General features: G+C 63.7%; 13 protein-coding genes, 2 tRNA genes and 1 pseudogene. 12 read left to right on the top strand and 4 right to left on the bottom strand.

Annotated elements, in window-relative coordinates:
• The first annotated feature begins 1,041 nt into the window (after nt 1-1,041).
• The 7 genes from DXZ73_RS37760 (at nt 1,042) to DXZ73_RS00485 (ending at nt 6,215) form a co-directional block, all read left to right on the top strand.
• Entirely contained in the window at nt 1,042-1,191 is a 150-nt protein-coding gene (locus DXZ73_RS37760; RefSeq protein WP_162889913.1) for a hypothetical protein, read from the top strand.
• Nucleotides 1,182-1,595, top strand: coding sequence for a WhiB family transcriptional regulator (locus DXZ73_RS00510; RefSeq protein WP_205519065.1), 414 nt, complete (start codon nt 1,182-1,184; stop codon nt 1,593-1,595). Before DXZ73_RS37760 ends, DXZ73_RS00510 begins: the two co-directional genes overlap by 10 nt.
• A 37-nt stretch (nt 1,596-1,632) precedes the next feature.
• A tRNA-Leu gene (locus DXZ73_RS00505) sits at nt 1,633-1,717 on the top strand.
• Between the two features lie 4 nt (nt 1,718-1,721).
• Nucleotides 1,722-2,072 carry a hypothetical protein gene (locus DXZ73_RS00500; protein ID WP_116209092.1) on the top strand — a complete coding sequence of 117 codons (351 nt, stop codon included), beginning with the start codon at nt 1,722-1,724 and terminating at the stop codon, nt 2,070-2,072.
• Nucleotides 2,073-2,868: 796 nt separating this feature from the next.
• A tRNA-Ile gene (locus DXZ73_RS00495) sits at nt 2,869-2,942 on the top strand.
• A 47-nt stretch (nt 2,943-2,989) separates the two neighbouring features.
• Entirely contained in the window at nt 2,990-4,018 is a 1,029-nt protein-coding gene (locus DXZ73_RS40405) for an aldo/keto reductase (RefSeq protein WP_116209090.1), read from the top strand.
• Nucleotides 4,019-5,933: 1,915 nt separating this feature from the next.
• Nucleotides 5,934-6,215, top strand: a complete 282-nt coding sequence (locus DXZ73_RS00485; protein WP_116209089.1) for a MerR family transcriptional regulator — start codon at nt 5,934-5,936, stop codon at nt 6,213-6,215.
• A gap of 962 nt (nt 6,216-7,177) precedes the next feature.
• Here DXZ73_RS00485 and DXZ73_RS38995 read toward each other — a convergent pair.
• From DXZ73_RS38995 to DXZ73_RS38985, 3 genes are all read right to left on the bottom strand, one after another.
• Nucleotides 7,178-7,339: a hypothetical protein gene (locus tag DXZ73_RS38995; RefSeq protein WP_240351023.1), complete on the bottom strand. Its 162-nt coding sequence runs from the start codon at nt 7,337-7,339 to the stop codon at nt 7,178-7,180.
• A gap of 63 nt (nt 7,340-7,402) precedes the next feature.
• Entirely contained in the window at nt 7,403-7,996 is a 594-nt protein-coding gene (locus DXZ73_RS38990) for a terminase gpP N-terminus-related DNA-binding protein (RefSeq protein WP_240351022.1), read from the bottom strand.
• Between the two features lie 35 nt (nt 7,997-8,031).
• Entirely contained in the window at nt 8,032-8,649 is a 618-nt protein-coding gene (locus DXZ73_RS38985; RefSeq protein WP_162889910.1) for a transposase family protein, read from the bottom strand.
• Nucleotides 8,650-8,679: 30 nt separating this feature from the next.
• Here DXZ73_RS38985 and DXZ73_RS00475 point away from each other — a divergent pair, with 30 nt between their 5' ends.
• On the top strand, nt 8,680-9,126 hold the full coding sequence (locus DXZ73_RS00475) for a transposase (RefSeq protein WP_162889909.1): 447 nt from the start codon (nt 8,680-8,682) through the stop codon (nt 9,124-9,126).
• A gap of 1,734 nt (nt 9,127-10,860) precedes the next feature.
• On the opposite strand, the gene DXZ73_RS00470 is transcribed toward DXZ73_RS00475, so the two are convergent.
• Complete coding sequence (locus tag DXZ73_RS00470) at nt 10,861-11,448, bottom strand: DivIVA domain-containing protein (protein WP_116209085.1); 588 nt, start codon at nt 11,446-11,448, stop codon at nt 10,861-10,863.
• 892 nt (nt 11,449-12,340) lie between these two features.
• Here DXZ73_RS00470 and DXZ73_RS00465 point away from each other — a divergent pair.
• The 4 genes and pseudogenes from DXZ73_RS00465 to DXZ73_RS00450 all read left to right on the top strand — a co-directional run bounded on the left by DXZ73_RS00465 (nt 12,341) and on the right by DXZ73_RS00450 (nt 15,229).
• The gene (locus DXZ73_RS00465) at nt 12,341-13,537 is read left to right on the top strand and encodes a sensor histidine kinase (protein ID WP_116209084.1); all 1,197 of its coding nucleotides are present in this window, start codon (nt 12,341-12,343) and stop codon (nt 13,535-13,537) included.
• On the top strand, nt 13,534-14,184 hold the full coding sequence (locus DXZ73_RS00460) for a response regulator (protein WP_116209082.1): 651 nt from the start codon (nt 13,534-13,536) through the stop codon (nt 14,182-14,184). The genes DXZ73_RS00465 and DXZ73_RS00460 overlap by 4 nt, the downstream gene beginning before the upstream one ends.
• Before the next feature lie 402 nt (nt 14,185-14,586).
• Nucleotides 14,587-14,782, top strand: a pseudogene (locus DXZ73_RS40400) (transposase domain-containing protein); the annotation flags it as partial.
• A 108-nt stretch (nt 14,783-14,890) separates the two neighbouring features.
• Nucleotides 14,891-15,229, top strand: coding sequence for a hypothetical protein (locus DXZ73_RS00450; RefSeq protein WP_116209079.1), 339 nt, complete (start codon nt 14,891-14,893; stop codon nt 15,227-15,229).
• The last annotated feature ends 8 nt before the right edge of the window (nt 15,230-15,237 follow it).

Genomic DNA, 15,237 nt, shown 5'->3' with positions numbered 1-15,237 from the left:
TGCTGCTGGATGCCGGATCAGGATCCGGGTACCACTACATCCTGAGATGGTCTTGAGGAAACCCGACCGGGGTCCTGCAGGCAGAATGCGTCGCTATGGCCCCGGCACATGACCAGGGAAAACAAACCTGTTGTTCATGCAACGCCTGGAGGGCCGGCCCCACGCGGGTACCAGCTATAGGTGCTGCAGGCACAAACTCCCTCTTCTCCGCCGAAGGGCACAAGGACTTCGCGCATTGCTGGCCTCAGGAGTCATGCGGCCGGAGATCTCAGCACGGCCCTGCCTCACGGCACTTGGCTGCTGGTTGCCTGGTCGGTGACACCGGAAAGGAAGGACAACTGTGATGGAGCTGATGGGCGTAGGGGTACTGCTCGGCGCTCTCGGGATAGTGCTGGCGGGATACATATCTCGCTCGCGCAGGAGCCATCGACGACAGCAGGCGACGTGTCACTGTCTGGGCGGTGACTGCATAGACACGCTGCTGGACATATCCCCTCCCCGCCAGGAACGGCCGGGGAAAGAATCATGATCGCCTACGTGTTCGTGTCCCTCGGCCTAGTGGGCATCATGTCGCTCTGCCTGCTGCTCCATACTTGCGACCGGTGTCCCCCGTCCCCGATGCGGTGGCTTGGAGCAGGCGGGATCCGAAGAGGGCTGTTCGGACGCTGCAGATCCCTGCCCCTGCAGTGCCGTGAAAGCCTGAGCGTGAGAATCCCCTGGGCGAAGAGAGCTCGCCCCCCGCACACAGACGCAGCCGGACAGGTCTGTGCGGTCCGTTCGCTTGCAAAACGTCTCTGCGCCGGAACTCCTGGAATCACCCGGGACGGAAAACCCGACAGCAGGTCAACGCACGTGGTGGCTCTGTCAATTCCTGCCGCCAGGTCACTGGATCGACCTGCCCTGGAGTGGGGAAGAGACACAGAAGGCGTACCAGATTTCCCCGGCCATGCGGTATTCGGGCAGGGAAAATCCAACGGCTGGATACTGCTGCTGCGCCTCCGACTGGTCATCAAAGGATGGGCCGACGAGCAGAAATCATTCTTGGACCACGACTACGACTGGCAGGCCACCCGCCAGTGGGACAACCAACTGCACGCCGCCGTGGTCCGCATCCAACTGGCCCAGGGGCTACCCGAACGGCAGGCGGACGGTATACCAACCCTCGAACTATGGAGGCAGCTGTGGACCTGACCACCTGGGAACACAACGACCAGGAAGCGCAATGGCGGCAGTTCGCCCTCTGCGCTCCAGCCGACATCAGCACATTCTTCTGCTACCCGAGATCCAAAACCGAACAGCGGGCCCTGGACCTCTGCAGCCGCTGCTCGGTGCGTACTGAATGCCTGGCGCTGGCCCTGGACCAACGCATCCCGCATGGGGTCTTCGGCGGGACAACACCCCGCCGGCGCCGGACCATACTCGAACGCAGCCCCGCTGTCCGCTCCTGGCATGAAGTCCTGACCAGGGCCCGGGAGGCGCATGCCCGCCAGTACCGCAAGCTGCTGGAAAGCCACCAGACAGAGCGATCACGGAAACACGCAACCCGCCCGCGCCCGACGCCCGCACCCAAGTCACACGCAGACCGGGCACTGTAAGCGCCCCGGAAGACATCTGGTGCATGCGGCCAGAGCGGGGCAAGTGGCGGAACGGCAGACGCGGCGGACTTAAAATCCGCTACCCCTTCCAGGGTGTGTGGGTTCGACTCCCACCTTGCCTACGTGATGAACCGATTCCTCGACCTCGCGGCCAAACAAGCTGCCCGATCCGGATGCCGGTACCTGGTCGGTGCCGTGGTAACGAAGAGCGGCAGAGTCCTGATCTCCTCCTGCAACCGCTACCGCAACTCCCCAGGCATCGACTTCCAGCACGCCACGTTTCACGCCGAAGAGATGGCGCTGCGCCGCGCGCGGCATGTACGCGGCGCGGTGATCCATGTCGCACGCATCAACGCAGCGGGAGAGCCCCGGATGGCCCGCCCTTGCCAGCGCTGCGCCACTGCGTTGGTGGCCCGGGGCATCATCCGCGCCCACTACACCACCCCGGACGGGCCCGCGGTGGTCAACCTGACCTGAATGCCGGCAACTACACAAGCTGCCACCCCGCAGGAACAGCCACCCGGCGGCTCTCCGCCCCTAGAGGAGCCATGATGTGCACCTTCTTCCCGCACCCGTTCTCCTTGCCCGTGCATCGGGACTTCCCCCTGGGCCCCGGACACCCTGATCACTGCGCCCTGACAGCCCAGAAGGACGGGAACGGACCCGTGGTGACGAAGCACCGTTCGCCGGAATCCAGAACGGTCCCAGTCCGGCACCGAGGTGACGATCAAACAGACCGTCCCCGATCTGGTGGTGACCGGGATACCGTGCGGAAAGAATCCGCGCCACTGGGGCGGACAGGCACCGGTCCGGCAGGGAGAGCCTGTCACTGCGGAGACTTCGCCGGGCTGCCGGACTCCGTGGCCGAGGCAGGACGCCTCGCCTGCCAGCGGACCGCCCGAGTCACCCGTACCAAGCACAGGGCGATCGCAGCTGCCGCACACACCGCAGGGCTGGCCGAGCGCCCACCGATCACCACGGAGAAGCTGAACGTGCCCTATCAAACCCGTCCTGGGCACAAAGGGCTTGGCCCGCAGCCCGCCCGACATCACTTCGACGACCGTACCCGGCACTGCAACCCCCGGCACGGACAACGCAGAACGACACTGATGAAGACAGAACCCACCGTTGCTGGCCAGAACGAAAGCAATCCTCTGAGACCTGATCTCGAACAGCTCCCGGCAAAATCACCGGCTACTCCCAGACTGTTCCATCATCCGGATGCGAATGCTAGCCGTCCTCGACTCAGCCACCCTGGCACCCATTGCCTCTCGGAGTGTTAGCTCAGCTGGTCAGAGCAGGGGACTCATAATCCTCCGGTCGCGGGTTCAACTCCCGCACACTCCACAGGCCCCCCTCATACCCCTACACCCACCGCAGAGAGGACCCCTCGCATGGCTCTCCTATCTCCCACCGCAGGCCTGGTCATGCCATACAGACCGTTGGGCAAAAGCGGCCTGAAAGTCTCTGCCATCACCCTGCGCCTAGGACCTGATCCTGAGGGCCGCGAAAACAGAACGGCCCGATACGACACCGTCCGCCATGCACTCCAGCGCGGTATCACCCACTACACGCTGGCGCCACAGCTGTCTCCCAGCCCCAGCGATACAACTTGCCTACTGCCGCAGCCGCTGCAGTACCGACTGCGCCGGCACCGCGACGAGATCGTTCTGTCCGCTCATCCACCCTACGGCTTCCCCTGGCCGGAGCACCTGGGACTCAACTCCCGCAAGCACCTTACGGGCGCACTCGATACCCTGCTCACTGGCCTGGGCACAGGCTACCTGGACCTCTTCTGCGCGTACCGCTACGACCCCCGCATCCCACTGACAGAAACCGCCTCTGCCCTGGCCGACGCCGTGTACCAGGGTAAAGCTCTCCATGTGGGCGTCGCGGCCTGGGCGCCTGCCCCCACCCGGACCCTGGCAGCGCTCCTGCACACCTACGGCGTGCCGCTGACCGTGCACCAATCTGCGTTTTCCCTCACCCGCCCTCAGGCCAGTGACGGGCTCCTCGACATCCTCTCCGAGACGGGCACCGGATGCATCGCCCACCTGCCGCACCACAGCGGGCCGCCGTTACCCCATCGAGTACCTTCTTCCCCCCCCGTGCCGTGCTCCCTCGACTCAGACCATCCCGCTGACCTGCCTGCTCCTTCTCAGCGCGCATTGCGCCAGGTAGCCTCGGCGCGAGGGCAGACTCTCTCCCAACTCGCTGTGACCTGGGCACTCCAACAACCCACAGTCGCCAGCACAGCCGTCACCGCCTGCCACCCCTCCTGCCTCGAACATCATCTCCAAGCCTTGGATCACCTCAGCTTCAGCCTCAGCGAACACTCCGTCATCAATAACCACACTGCCCTGCAAGCTGACCTCAACTACTGTCCACCTGTCACCGTCCCGGACGTCCTAGAAGACTGCTGATACCGGCTCTGCGCTGGCGGACAGTCCGGCGCAGGCACACTCAACTCTTCGGACAGGCCCAACGCGACGGCTGGGCACGGTTAGCAGCGAGAAGCCTTACGACTTGGACGACGGGCAGACCACAGTGACAGAGGCAGGCGGCGCATCGACTGCACAACATGGATGGGACCCGGTGCGGACCGGGTGTGGAAAACTGCCCGCTACGAGCTATGGCAACTCAGAGGTCCAGCAAAAGCTCCGTGCCCTATCTGCCCCGTTCTTCCACGACACGACCGGAAGATCCAAACCAAACCCTGCAGACGTGACTTCCACCGTGTGCTAGCGGTTCGTTCACCGACTACCGCCGCGATGCAGCCCGCATCCCAGAACAACGCTGCAGCAGCCCACCCCTGTGCCTTCTCTGCCGGCCCGCTCTGCGACCCTACCGCCTCCAACGCTCCTCTTTTCGCTGACTTCTTCTTGCCTCGCTGCTCCCACATACCCACCGCCCCACTCGGCAAGGGGCACCCTCTCGCCGTCCTGCCTGCAACCTCCTTCTTATTCCTTGGACAGACCGTGGAAGAGAACTGCCTCCTTTGCGCCTCTCCCCTCACCAGCACCATTCACCCCGGAGGGCGTTGCTGCCCGGCATGCCTGTCCAACCTCCGCGAGGCCCTCGACAACCTTCCCCACCTCTATGTACGCCTCCATCTCGAATCCCCTTCTTCCCCCTGCAAGAGTGCCGAAGTCCCGGCCACTCGTCTTCCCTGGAAATATCGCACAGCCCCTTCGCCCCTGCGACTGCCCCTCCTTACCCATGCCACTACCTGCGTTCACGCTGTCCACACCTGGGCCGCTCATACCTTGCCCGGAAGCCTTCCTCTGCACCCCCTGCGTCCCGGACCCCTCCTGCAGCACCTCTGCCAGGCTTTATCAGCCGAGCTCCCGACGACTGTCCGCACTCTCGACGACGCCACCGACGCCAGCGTGACATGGGTTGCCTATCAGCGTGCCCGCTTCCTCCTTGGTTATGACGAGCCCGCCCGCCCCCTCCCCACCCCCTGTCCTAACTGCGACCTCCGTTCCCTCATCCGCCTTTCTGACGGCGCAGTTACCTGCCGGTCCTGTGCCGCCCACTGGCCGCATCACCCACATCACGGATCAGCCAAGCCTCCGTGAACCCCTACCTTCCTTCACCGTGGCTCGAACAGTCGCTTTGTTGGAAAATGTAGTCCACAACGCCCATGCGATCTTCAGGGAAAAGCGGGTGATGAGGCGGGAGACGGTAGTTCTCTGTACAGCAAGAGGTCCGATTGGTCACTTCATTGATGGTTCCTGAGTTGTTCGGCAGGTCTCCGGTCAGGGGCCAGGTGAAATTTCAATGGGAGGTTTGCGAATATTAATTCTGGTCCGTTGCCGTCATGGGTTGCCAGAGGAGTTACTGATAATGAAGGGGAGATTTTATCAATCACTTATCGCGGCAGGGTCAACGGTTCTCCTGAAGGTCGGCAGAGAAATAACCTGCTGGTTCTGGGGCTTGACGCCCCAGGGCAGCGCGAGGCGAGCACACACTGCTCTTCAGCGGGCCCTAAAGGTCATCCCGCCATCTTGGACTGGTCTGCGCCCGTGAGACGTTGCCGAACTATGCCACTGTTTCTGGAATCCTGATCTCCTTCCGGCAGCATCAAACCGGGACGGAGTGCGCGCTAACCCCGTACCGAGTTAACGGACAGTCTTTAAGCTGTTTGGTGCGGGGCGCGAACTTAACGAGCTGGTCAGTTTCGAGAGGTTTTCATTCGCTTCTTTAGGTTTAACCGAAGTCGGTACGGTCAAGTTGTGTGACGTTCACAGTTCATTCGGCACCAGCAACTCTGAGGCGTAATCTCGAGCTGCTGCCCAAACAGCTATCAATACGACTTGCAGGCGAGGAGTTCCCATGCCTCAGTTTCCATCGTTCAGCCGTCGCCAACTCAAGAAGGCCGCCACGCTAGACAGTCCACGGCATCGCTTGCTGACCACTGCCGAAGCGGCCGAGGCCGCAGGAGTGACCGCCGCATGCATCCGCCAATGGGCCCACCGCGGCTACCTCGCCCCAGTTGCCCGGCGCGGTAAGCATAATCTCTACCTTGAAGACCATGTTCTGCGCGTTGAGCACAGTCGTCGTGTGCGGTTGAATTCCTCCGAAACTTCGGATATGTCAGCCAGGTTATCAAAATAGACCACAGACTGAGAAGATTCCTATTGCAGACCCTCAAGGGAGCAGGAATGAGTAATCGAACCATGCCGGTCTTGGAGCGAAAAGTAACCTCTGCGGCAGCCGGTGCAGGAGCCGCTGCTACTGTAGTCTCGTTTGTCCTGTGGGTTTTGGAGACGTATATCTTTCACAGGCAAGTTCCTGAACCCGTCCAGAGTATGGTCTATCTATTCATCCCTTCAGCATTCGCACTTGCTGCAGGATTCTTAGCGCAGCATACTCACCGGCCAGAATCATCTTCGCCCAGTGAGGGTGTTGTGAGAGGGCAAGAGGACGTGCCGAGTCAACCTCAATCTTCCTCAATGACGCCTGGGAGTCACGAAAACTGAGAAAACCCCCGTAAGGATTATGAATCCTCAGGGCGGCGGCTGACCGGGTGACGCGTGACGGTGCCATAAAAAGCGAGGCTCCCGGGCTGTTGAGTGAGATGTTCATATCTCATCTCTTCGGCCGGGGAGCTTTGCAATGCAGCCGGACATCTTGTGACGATGCCCGTGTGGCGTCGTTGACCGGTCGTGATGCTGGATTTGACGGGTGAGTAGATAGCCGGGTGGGCTGCTGAACTGTCTGCATTGAATAGTGCCCCGCGGTGTCTGTAGTAGTGGTGCGGGCGGTGGCGCCTGTCGGCGTACTGCCTTGGCTGGCTCTGGATAGATTTTCGTGGGCGGAGATCAATCCAGGAATGCGGCCCGGTTGGTGCAGCGGCGTCTCAAGTGTGCGATCAGGACGACGCGTTGCCGCAGTAGCGGGACGCCAGCGCGGCCACTCATGATCCGCTTCTGGAGCTTCACATCTGTGACACGGCCTTCGTTCATCCCGGAGCTGTAGGGAGTGGTGACGCCCTGGACCGCCGCGTCCTGGTCCTCGCGGATGCCCTTTGCCGGACCCGCCAGGGTCGGATGTCCGCAGGTGGCGAGCTTCCCGAGCTAGCCGGGCAGTCCGGTGGCGTCGCGCTGGTCGACCATGGTGGCGAACTGGCGGATCAGTTCGTGGACGTGTGCCAGTTCCGGGCAGTAGCTGAACAGCAGCTGGAGCTGCTCCTGGGCCTCCAGGTGCCGCCGTTCGGGTGGGGTGATGATTCCGTTCACCGGGCGACCTGGAGGGGGGGATGGTGCACGTGTCTGCGGAGCTGGCATGCCGTTCGTCCTGCGTCAGGGTGCGACGGTGGTTTTGATGCGTTGGTAGTGCCCGCGATAGCCCTTGGCGGTCAGTTGCTGGTGCAGGGTCTTGGCGTTGTGCTCGCCCTCATCCCAGCGTTGCCGCAGGCAGTCGAGGTAGGGCGCGAGGGCTGTGGGCGGGCGGAACCGGGTGCGACGGACTACTTCCTGCCAGCTCTCGGCGCGGGCGTACTTGTGCACGGTGCGCCGGTTCAGTCCGAGCTCACGGGCGATCGCGTGGATGCTGCGGCCCGTGCCGGCGCGCTCGTGGACGGCCTCGAACAGGCGTTTTGCGTGCCGCCCGGCTCGCGTCGTCTCCAGCGTCACTCCGGCGTCCGCGGAGGGCTGTGGCTCCTCGTGGTGCTCAGCCGGCGGCGGGACGGCGGTTGCCAGACAGGCGCGGTGCGCGACCGCGACGTCCTGGACCCGTCGCGAGAGCCCCAGCCAGAGGTGGAAGAGGTCGCTGACCTGCACTGCTTCCGGAGCACCGTCGGTGATCCCCTGCCGGTAGGTCAGCGAGCCGTCCCGGCACACGATCTCCACCCCGGGCGGGGTGCTCTCGTAGCCATGCGGCCAGTGCGGCGGCATCGTGCCTCTCTCACAAGGTGATCGGCAGGCGGGTGTCATCGTCGACGAGCAGGGTGCCGTACACCTCTGCGTACAGTGCGAAATCGTCCACACCCAGCACCCCGCGGCGTCACGGTGATCGGCAAAGGCACTCTCATCAGCTGGAACAGCACGCTGGTCTGCGGCAACGGCGCGCTCAGCAACCCCAGGAGCCGAGCACCGCCCCGCCCGGCAAGCAGGACACCGACCGTCTCCACCAGGTCCTGCAACAGCTGGGTACGGCGCTGGTAGCGCGCCGTGAGTCCGTCGACCTGCTCGGCAAACGTGACCTTCATGCAGGCCGGGTTCTCGCAGTACAGGCGGCGCACGCTCAGCTCGATGCGCATCGGCTGGCCACCGATCGCCCTGTCGGTGAGATGGCGTACGTAGCGGCTGTGCACCCAGTCGTTGGTGATGGCGCAGCCCGTACACCGAGCAGGGCTCTTGTCACGCGTACGAGCATGGACGATCACGGCAGGGCCTGTCGCGTCGACGGAGACAACCATCACGTCTGTTAAATGCGGCAGCAGGGAGGGAAGTTCGATGCCACACAAGAAGAGGATGCCCGGTGCCGGGGAGTTCGCGCCATACGTTTCCGGGCTGATCTCCGCCCACGAAAATCTTGCCAGGGTCACTCGGACGAGTACGGGGACAAGTACCGTCAGGTGACGTGCCCCCAGGGCCACCACAGCATCGGCTGGCGACCGCACCAGCACAGGCCCGACTACGTGCAGTCCCTCGTCACCTTCGACCGGCAGCACTGCGCACCCTGCCCAGTGCGCGCAAAGTGCACCCACGCCGCCAACTCTCCCCGCAAGCTCGCCCTGGGCCCGCGCGACGAGCACGAGGCGATCCGGCGCGTCCGCCAACTCCAGGAAACGCCCGAGTGGCAGCAGCATTACAACCGCCGCGCGGGCATCGAGGGCACGATCGGACAGGGTCTCCGCCACTGCGGCCTGCGCCGGACCCGCTACATCGGCCTGGAGAAAACCCGGTTCCAGCACGTGCTCACCGCCGCTGCCCTCAACCTCGTCCGTACCGACGCCTGGCTGACCGAAACACCCTTCGCCACAACACGCGCCTCACGCTTCACGCGCCTTCGCCCCGCATAGAGCACCGCCGAATTCGCCGACGGTGTCCCACAGGGGACATGACTGGTCAAAGTGACCCTACTGCGCACGAAACTCGATGACTGCAAGACATATCTCTACCAGCGGTACAGCGAGGGCTGCCGCAATACTTCCCAGCTCTTCCGTGAGGTCCGTGACCAGGGATTCAAAGGAGACCGCAGCACGGTCAACGCCTACATCCGACAGCTCAAGCTCGGCACTGTCCCGCCTCCATTGTCGTGGACACCGCCCAAGCCTCGGCGGGCTCTGAGGTGGATCTTGACCGACCCGGTGCTGCTGCGGCCGGGCGAGCTGCAGGGGCTGAAGGAGATCCGAGCCGCTTGCTCCGAACTGGACGCCGTCGTCCGGCACGTCCGCGACTTTGGCTGCCCTCATGCACGAGCGGCGAGGCGACGGACTTCCGGGCTGGATCGAGTAAGTTCGTCGTGACGACCTGCCTCACCTGCACCATTTCGCCGATGGCCTGGAACGCGACCGGGATGCGGTCATCGCTGGGCTCTCCAGCCACTGGAGTTCCGGCCAGGCTGAAGGTAAGTCACCCTCAAGCGTGCCGGCTACGGCCGCGCCAACCCCGAGCTCCTCCGCATCGGGATCCTTATGAGAACCTGACCGGCACCGTCACAAGATCAGCGCCAGATCAATGAGATACGCCAACAGCACTGGCACAGGGGCCCCTGACACCGTCCTGAGGCAAGGGGGCACATGAAGCGCCACACCGATGTCCCTGGGCGGAACCTGCGCAAGCCCTCCGCTATCGAGTACTTGAAGACGCTGCGGCCATCGTCGGCGTGCCTCTCTCCAGCGGCCCGCCTGCCATGCCGACTCCCGGCATATTCACCTCAACGCACGCCCAGTACACTCCCGTACTCATACCAGCGGCGCCATGCGTCACGAACGAGCGCGAGCTGCGCTGCCGTATTCCGTTGTGACCCGCATGGCGTGTCGCTCTTCATCAGACCGCCGAACCCGGACCACGTCCCGTCGACATCTGTCGGCCTTCCTGCGCGGGGCCGGCACCCCTGCCCCTCTGCTACCTCCGTGACGGTCTCCAGGCCGTCGGCAGAGAGGCAGGCCCCCGCCCCGTCGTGGGTAGCGCGAGCTAGAGGCGGCCGGGCGGGGCTCCAGCGCCCGCGTTGATGAGCCCTTTCAGATAAATCACGTCGGCGTGATAGCCCGCCCGACGGCGCTGGCACCAGCCCGATCGCCTGGGCCTCCGGCGAAAGCCGTGTCGTCGCGGCCCGCTACGTCCGCAAAGACCGGCTTGCCGATGCCCTGCAGGCCCAGGCCTTCTCCGCCCTGAGTGCTTTCCCGGCGCCCGCAGGTATGACGACAAGCAGCAGGTTGGGGAGGTCGGCTACAGCTCCCCCCCCTTTGGCAGGTCAGCAATCAACTCGTCGGCATCTCACGGATGCCTCGAAACCTGCGCCCGCTACGACGAAGTAACTGAATGGCCGCCCACCCTTCCCCGCGCCAAGGGTGTGTCCGGCTAGACCCTTTTGTTCTGCGGGACAGGATGGAATAATTTCACTGAGTAGACAAATGGGTATCGCTTACGTACAGGCCAAGGGTGTCAGGCCATCAAAAATCACGTTCTTCGTCGATTGGATATTCGACTCAGGCTTTTCATCTGCCTGCAGTCGGGCAGATGGGCCGTTTATTCTTGCGGCTGCCGCGCGAGTCCAGGGTTTCCGAAGTGCGCCAGGTGAAGTAAGTGGGCTAATCCCGGGCCGGCTCGGAGGGCTGCTGATGATCAGGGTCGGAAGAATCGAAGAACTCCAACTCGCCGAGCCTTGCCTCGATGTAAGCCCGCATTCGAACGTGGTAGAGAGATGCGAATGAATTCAGCTCTTCGATGCGTCGTTCGATTTCGGTGATGGCTTCATTATGTGCTGCCAGCCCTGTTGCGTACTCCTCCTCCGCCTGCCGGCGGGTGCCCTCAACGTCCCGCTGGGCTGCTTGCCGCATCCCTTCCGCCCTGGCCTTGGCCTTGCGCATGACTTTTTCTGCCTCGGAGTTAGCCTGCTCCACTACTTCGCGGGCTTCTTCTCGAGCGCTGCTCAGGAGACGATCGGCGGTCTCTTGGGCGGCACCGAGCAGGCGGGAGGCAGTAATTTCTTCACCCGAGACCTTCATCGATTCTTCTCCGGCCTCCAGCCCGCCCTCGAGTTCGGCTACCCTGAGCATTAGAAGAGATATGTCATTTTCTATGATATCGAGAAATCCGTCGACGTCATTCATGTCGTACCCTTCGCGCAGTCGCACGGTTTCGAACTTCTTGGCGCGAATATCCTTGGGTGTCAGCATTACCCTCGTGTATTCCCTTGAACGGTCTGGCGGGCTCTGATGGTCTGGCGATTGTCGTGAATGTGTAATGACGAACCGATCTTCCGTGTCGCGAGAGATGTGTAACCCTGGGGTGCGTCCATGGCTTGCCTTGGAGAGGGCCCGTGGCAGCGGCTACTGAGCCTGCGCTCGTAACTGTCGTCGGATCGTTCAGGTAGGGCGGCGGGCTGGCCTGGTTTTCGGTTGGGCGCCGCTTGCAGGAGTTTGCCGCATTGTTGAATCCCGCAGAGTCTGTGTCGCCGGACACATGGAAACGGTCGGGATCAGTGAAGGCTGTGCGTACATGCGATGGAAACTGGGTGATGGAGCGGCAGACTTAGCAATAGAGCTGGTACCGCCAGTCGGACAGCAGTCCGATAAGTGCGAATACGGTGCCGGCCCGGAGCGCTTTCGGAGTGCAACTTCGAACCGTGGCGAATGCTTGTGCAACATGACTGTTCAGCTTCTATGGACTTCTGGTGCCTCTGATGTGGGAGTTCCTTTTCCGGAGAGAGGGCCCACTGGATGCCCGGCAGGCGCTCCGTTCCATTCTTGGGGGTGATGGCTGGTTCCCGGATGACCTGGGGGCTGATTCTGCCCCCGCCTTACGTTGGGTGGCAGTACGACGAAAGTGGCACTGCACCCCCAGCTCTCCCAGGGAAAATGCCTGGCCCAGGCCGGACCGGCGCCGGAAGACCGCCCTGCCGCCAGACCTGTCGACGGCCGTTGCCGGGGGCGTGGATGGCCTGGAACCAGCCATTCACAGCCAGGCTGACACGCAGCTGCTCCGCAGCCCGGCGCAATATTTTCCACCAGTGAGCTACCCTTTGCGGTTCCTTGTTTTTCCGACGGTACGGTGTGAAGGGAGTCGTAGATGCCGTTCTCCCTTTCCATCGGGTCCGGCTGGAAATTCACCCATGCGGAATACCTGCCCGCACTCGGCGCGGGCGTGTATAACCTCGCCGAGGTCCTGGCCGAACCACATGCGGGCTTCCTGACCGAACACCTCGCCGTCAACGCCATCGCATCAGTGGCTATCGGCCTGCTGATGGCATTCAGACTGCGCCGACCACGCGCGACAGCCACACTGGCGGTGATCGGCGACTGGTTCGTCTATGCACCCGCCGCAGTGCTGCTGGCACTATTCACCCTGGCCCAGCGAGGCAGAGTACGCACGGCCTGGACGGTGGGCACCCTGCTGACAGTAGTGAACGCATTCACCCCCTGGATCAGGGGCTTCCCGCCCTACGACGTGCTACACATTGCCTCCTACAGCAGCGGGGCTATGGCCTTCGTCGTCGCCCCGGTCATCGTGGGCGCCTACCTACGCACCAGGCACGTACGGATCGTCTCGCTCTCGGAATACACAGACCGTCTCGAGCGGGAGCAGCAGTTGCTGGCCGAGGCGGCCCAGGCTGAGGAGCGCACCCGTATCGCCCGGGAGATGCACGATGTGGTCGCGCACCGGATCACCCACGTCGTCGTACATGCCGGCGCCCTCGAGCTCGGGGCGGACAAAGGTGCGGAGTGGGTGACCAAGCGGGCCGAGCTGATCCGCACATCAGGCACCCAGGCCCTGGATGAACTGCGCGGCATTCTCGGTTTTCTACAGCCGTCCGGACACGACTATGAGTCCGCACCACTGGAACCGCCGGAGGTCCGGGCCCTGGAGCGGCTCGTGGACGGCACCCGAGCCACCGGCACCCAGGTGAACCTGTCGAGGGAGGAGTCGGCCACCACAGTGCCCACCGCCCTACGCGCCACTGCCTACCGGGTAGTCCAGGAAGCTCTGACCAACGCCGTCAAGCACGCCCCTGGGGCGCCCATCACCGTCGAAGTGTGCTACCCCCCGGGCACCTTGCTGATCCGGGTCACCAACGGCCCCACCGCCACGCCGGCGCGCGCCATCCCTGGGGGAGGCAACGGCCTTGCCGGACTGCGCCGCCGCGTCCGCGAACACGGCGGAACCTTCACCACGGGACCCACCACCGAGGGCGGGTTCCATGTCGAGGCCCAACTTCCCCTGGGCCACGGGGCGTCCAGCCCGTTCCCCGCACAAGGAGAGAAATGATCAAAGTTCTGCTGGCCGACGACGACGTCATCGTCCGGGAAGGACTCAGCACGATCCTGGACATCGCCGACGAGATCCACCTGGTAGGCCAGGTCTCCGACGGCGCACAAGCCGTCGAAGCCGCACGTTCCCTCCAGCCGGACGTCATCCTGATGGACATCCGCATGCCCCGCGTCGACGGCCTGACCGCAACCACAGCGATCTGCTCCGAAATCCCCAATCCCCCCAAAGTCATCATGCTCACCACATTCGGCCAGGACGACTACGTACGCTGCGCCCTGCAGGCAGGCGCAGCCGGCTTTCTGCTCAAGGACTGCGGCCCCGAAGTGCTCCTCCAGGCCATCCGGGTCGTCCACGCTGGCGAGGCCATGCTCGCCCCCGCTGTCACCCAGCGCCTGATCCGCTCCTACACCGCCCTCCCGCACCTGAGCGCCGAACAACAACAGGCCCTGCACACTCTCAGCCCCCGCGAACGCCAGGTTCTCGAGGGCATCAGACAGGGCAAGTCCAACGCCGACATCGCCACCGAACTCTTCATGAGCGAAGGCACCGTGAAATCCCACGTCTCCAGCATTTTCAACAAACTCGGCGCCGCTAACCGCGTCCAGGCTGCCCTGCTCGCCTACACCGCCCGGCTCACCGAGTAGCCCGAACACCAAGGGCCGCCCACATGCAAGTGGCTGGTGGAGAAGCTGCAGCGAGTAAGGACCTTGATCCCTCCCGCAGAGGCTTCGCTACCAAGATTCACCTGAGTGCGGGCGGCCGCTGCCGCGTGTATTGCCGATTCTGGCACCGGGTTGGCGCGCCAGCTGCACCAAGCGCAACGCCTTGACACGCTCTCAAGCTGATGCACCATCAGCTGCTGGGGCAAGCTGACTGCGTACGAATGTGGTGATGTGGGCGGATGAGGCTGATTCGTTGGAGTGGAAACCCCAACGCCTTTGATCCAGAGGAACGGACGGTTCGTCAAGAAGGCTTGAGCCACGCAACGGAACCCCGGCAAATCAGTGTTCGACCGAGACCGTTGATCTGGGAGTCTCCGTCGCAGGATGAGTCCGTGCATCCCTCGTGAAGGCTGTGCGGCCGAGGGCGTGTTCGCACCGGGGCACCTCGGCGAGCTGAAGCCGACCCAAGATTTCGCGCTGATCGACTGCCGTGCCCGAGGAGATCGGGACCGTCCAGCGGCGGGCGCGGCTGCTGCCCTCGCGGGTCGTGGTGCACTTCGTGCTCGCTCTGGCGCGGTTCGAGACGGGTGCGGCTCTTTCTGAGTGAGGAACGGGGAAGCGAAGCGAGTACCTGTTTCAGCAGCGGGCCGGGCGCGCGTTAACGTGTGGGGAGATCCGAGGAGGGGCTGTGGCATTGGGGAGGAAGGGCTCGCGCCGCATTGTCGTGGACGGGGAGACCTATCGGTGGCGGCTGCGCCGCAGGCCCACTTACAGCCAGGGACTGTGCTGGACGCCCTGCACCTACGCCGTCGGACACGCCGACCGCCCGGGAACGACGCTGGTGGTCACCACCGGCCAGCCGCACTTCAGTAACTGGATCGGCAGAACGGGCGCCCCGATTCTTCCCTCAGAAGTAGCGGACCACATTCGCACCGCGCTCGCGCGAGGCTGGGCCCCGGATCGCCCGGGCTCTCCCTTCGAGCTGGACCTCTCCCACGGGTTCGCCTCCGGGTACGGCTCTTTCTGAAAGAAGTG

Source organism: Streptoverticillium olivoreticuli subsp. olivoreticuli, from assembly GCF_003391135.1.
Lineage (GTDB): Bacteria > Actinomycetota > Actinomycetes > Streptomycetales > Streptomycetaceae > Streptomyces > Streptomyces blastmyceticus.
Note: the sequence above shows the minus strand (reverse complement) of the source record. Positions and strands in the feature narration are given on the sequence as shown.

What these genes read in the sequence shown, in the direction of transcription:
- DXZ73_RS00500 (WP_116209092.1), top strand. Translation starts at nt 1,722, where the DNA reads ATGAACCGATTCCTCGACCTCGCGGCCAAACAAGCTGCCCGATCCGGA.
- DXZ73_RS40405 (WP_116209090.1), top strand. Translation starts at nt 2,990, where the DNA reads ATGGCTCTCCTATCTCCCACCGCAGGCCTGGTCATGCCATACAGACCG.
- DXZ73_RS00485 (WP_116209089.1), top strand. Translation starts at nt 5,934, where the DNA reads ATGCCTCAGTTTCCATCGTTCAGCCGTCGCCAACTCAAGAAGGCCGCC.
- DXZ73_RS38990 (WP_240351022.1), bottom strand. Translation starts at nt 7,996, where the DNA reads ATGCCGCCGCACTGGCCGCATGGCTACGAGAGCACCCCGCCCGGGGTG.
- DXZ73_RS00470 (WP_116209085.1), bottom strand. Translation starts at nt 11,448, where the DNA reads ATGCTGACACCCAAGGATATTCGCGCCAAGAAGTTCGAAACCGTGCGA.
- DXZ73_RS00465 (WP_116209084.1), top strand. Translation starts at nt 12,341, where the DNA reads ATGCCGTTCTCCCTTTCCATCGGGTCCGGCTGGAAATTCACCCATGCG.
- DXZ73_RS00460 (WP_116209082.1), top strand. Translation starts at nt 13,534, where the DNA reads ATGATCAAAGTTCTGCTGGCCGACGACGACGTCATCGTCCGGGAAGGA.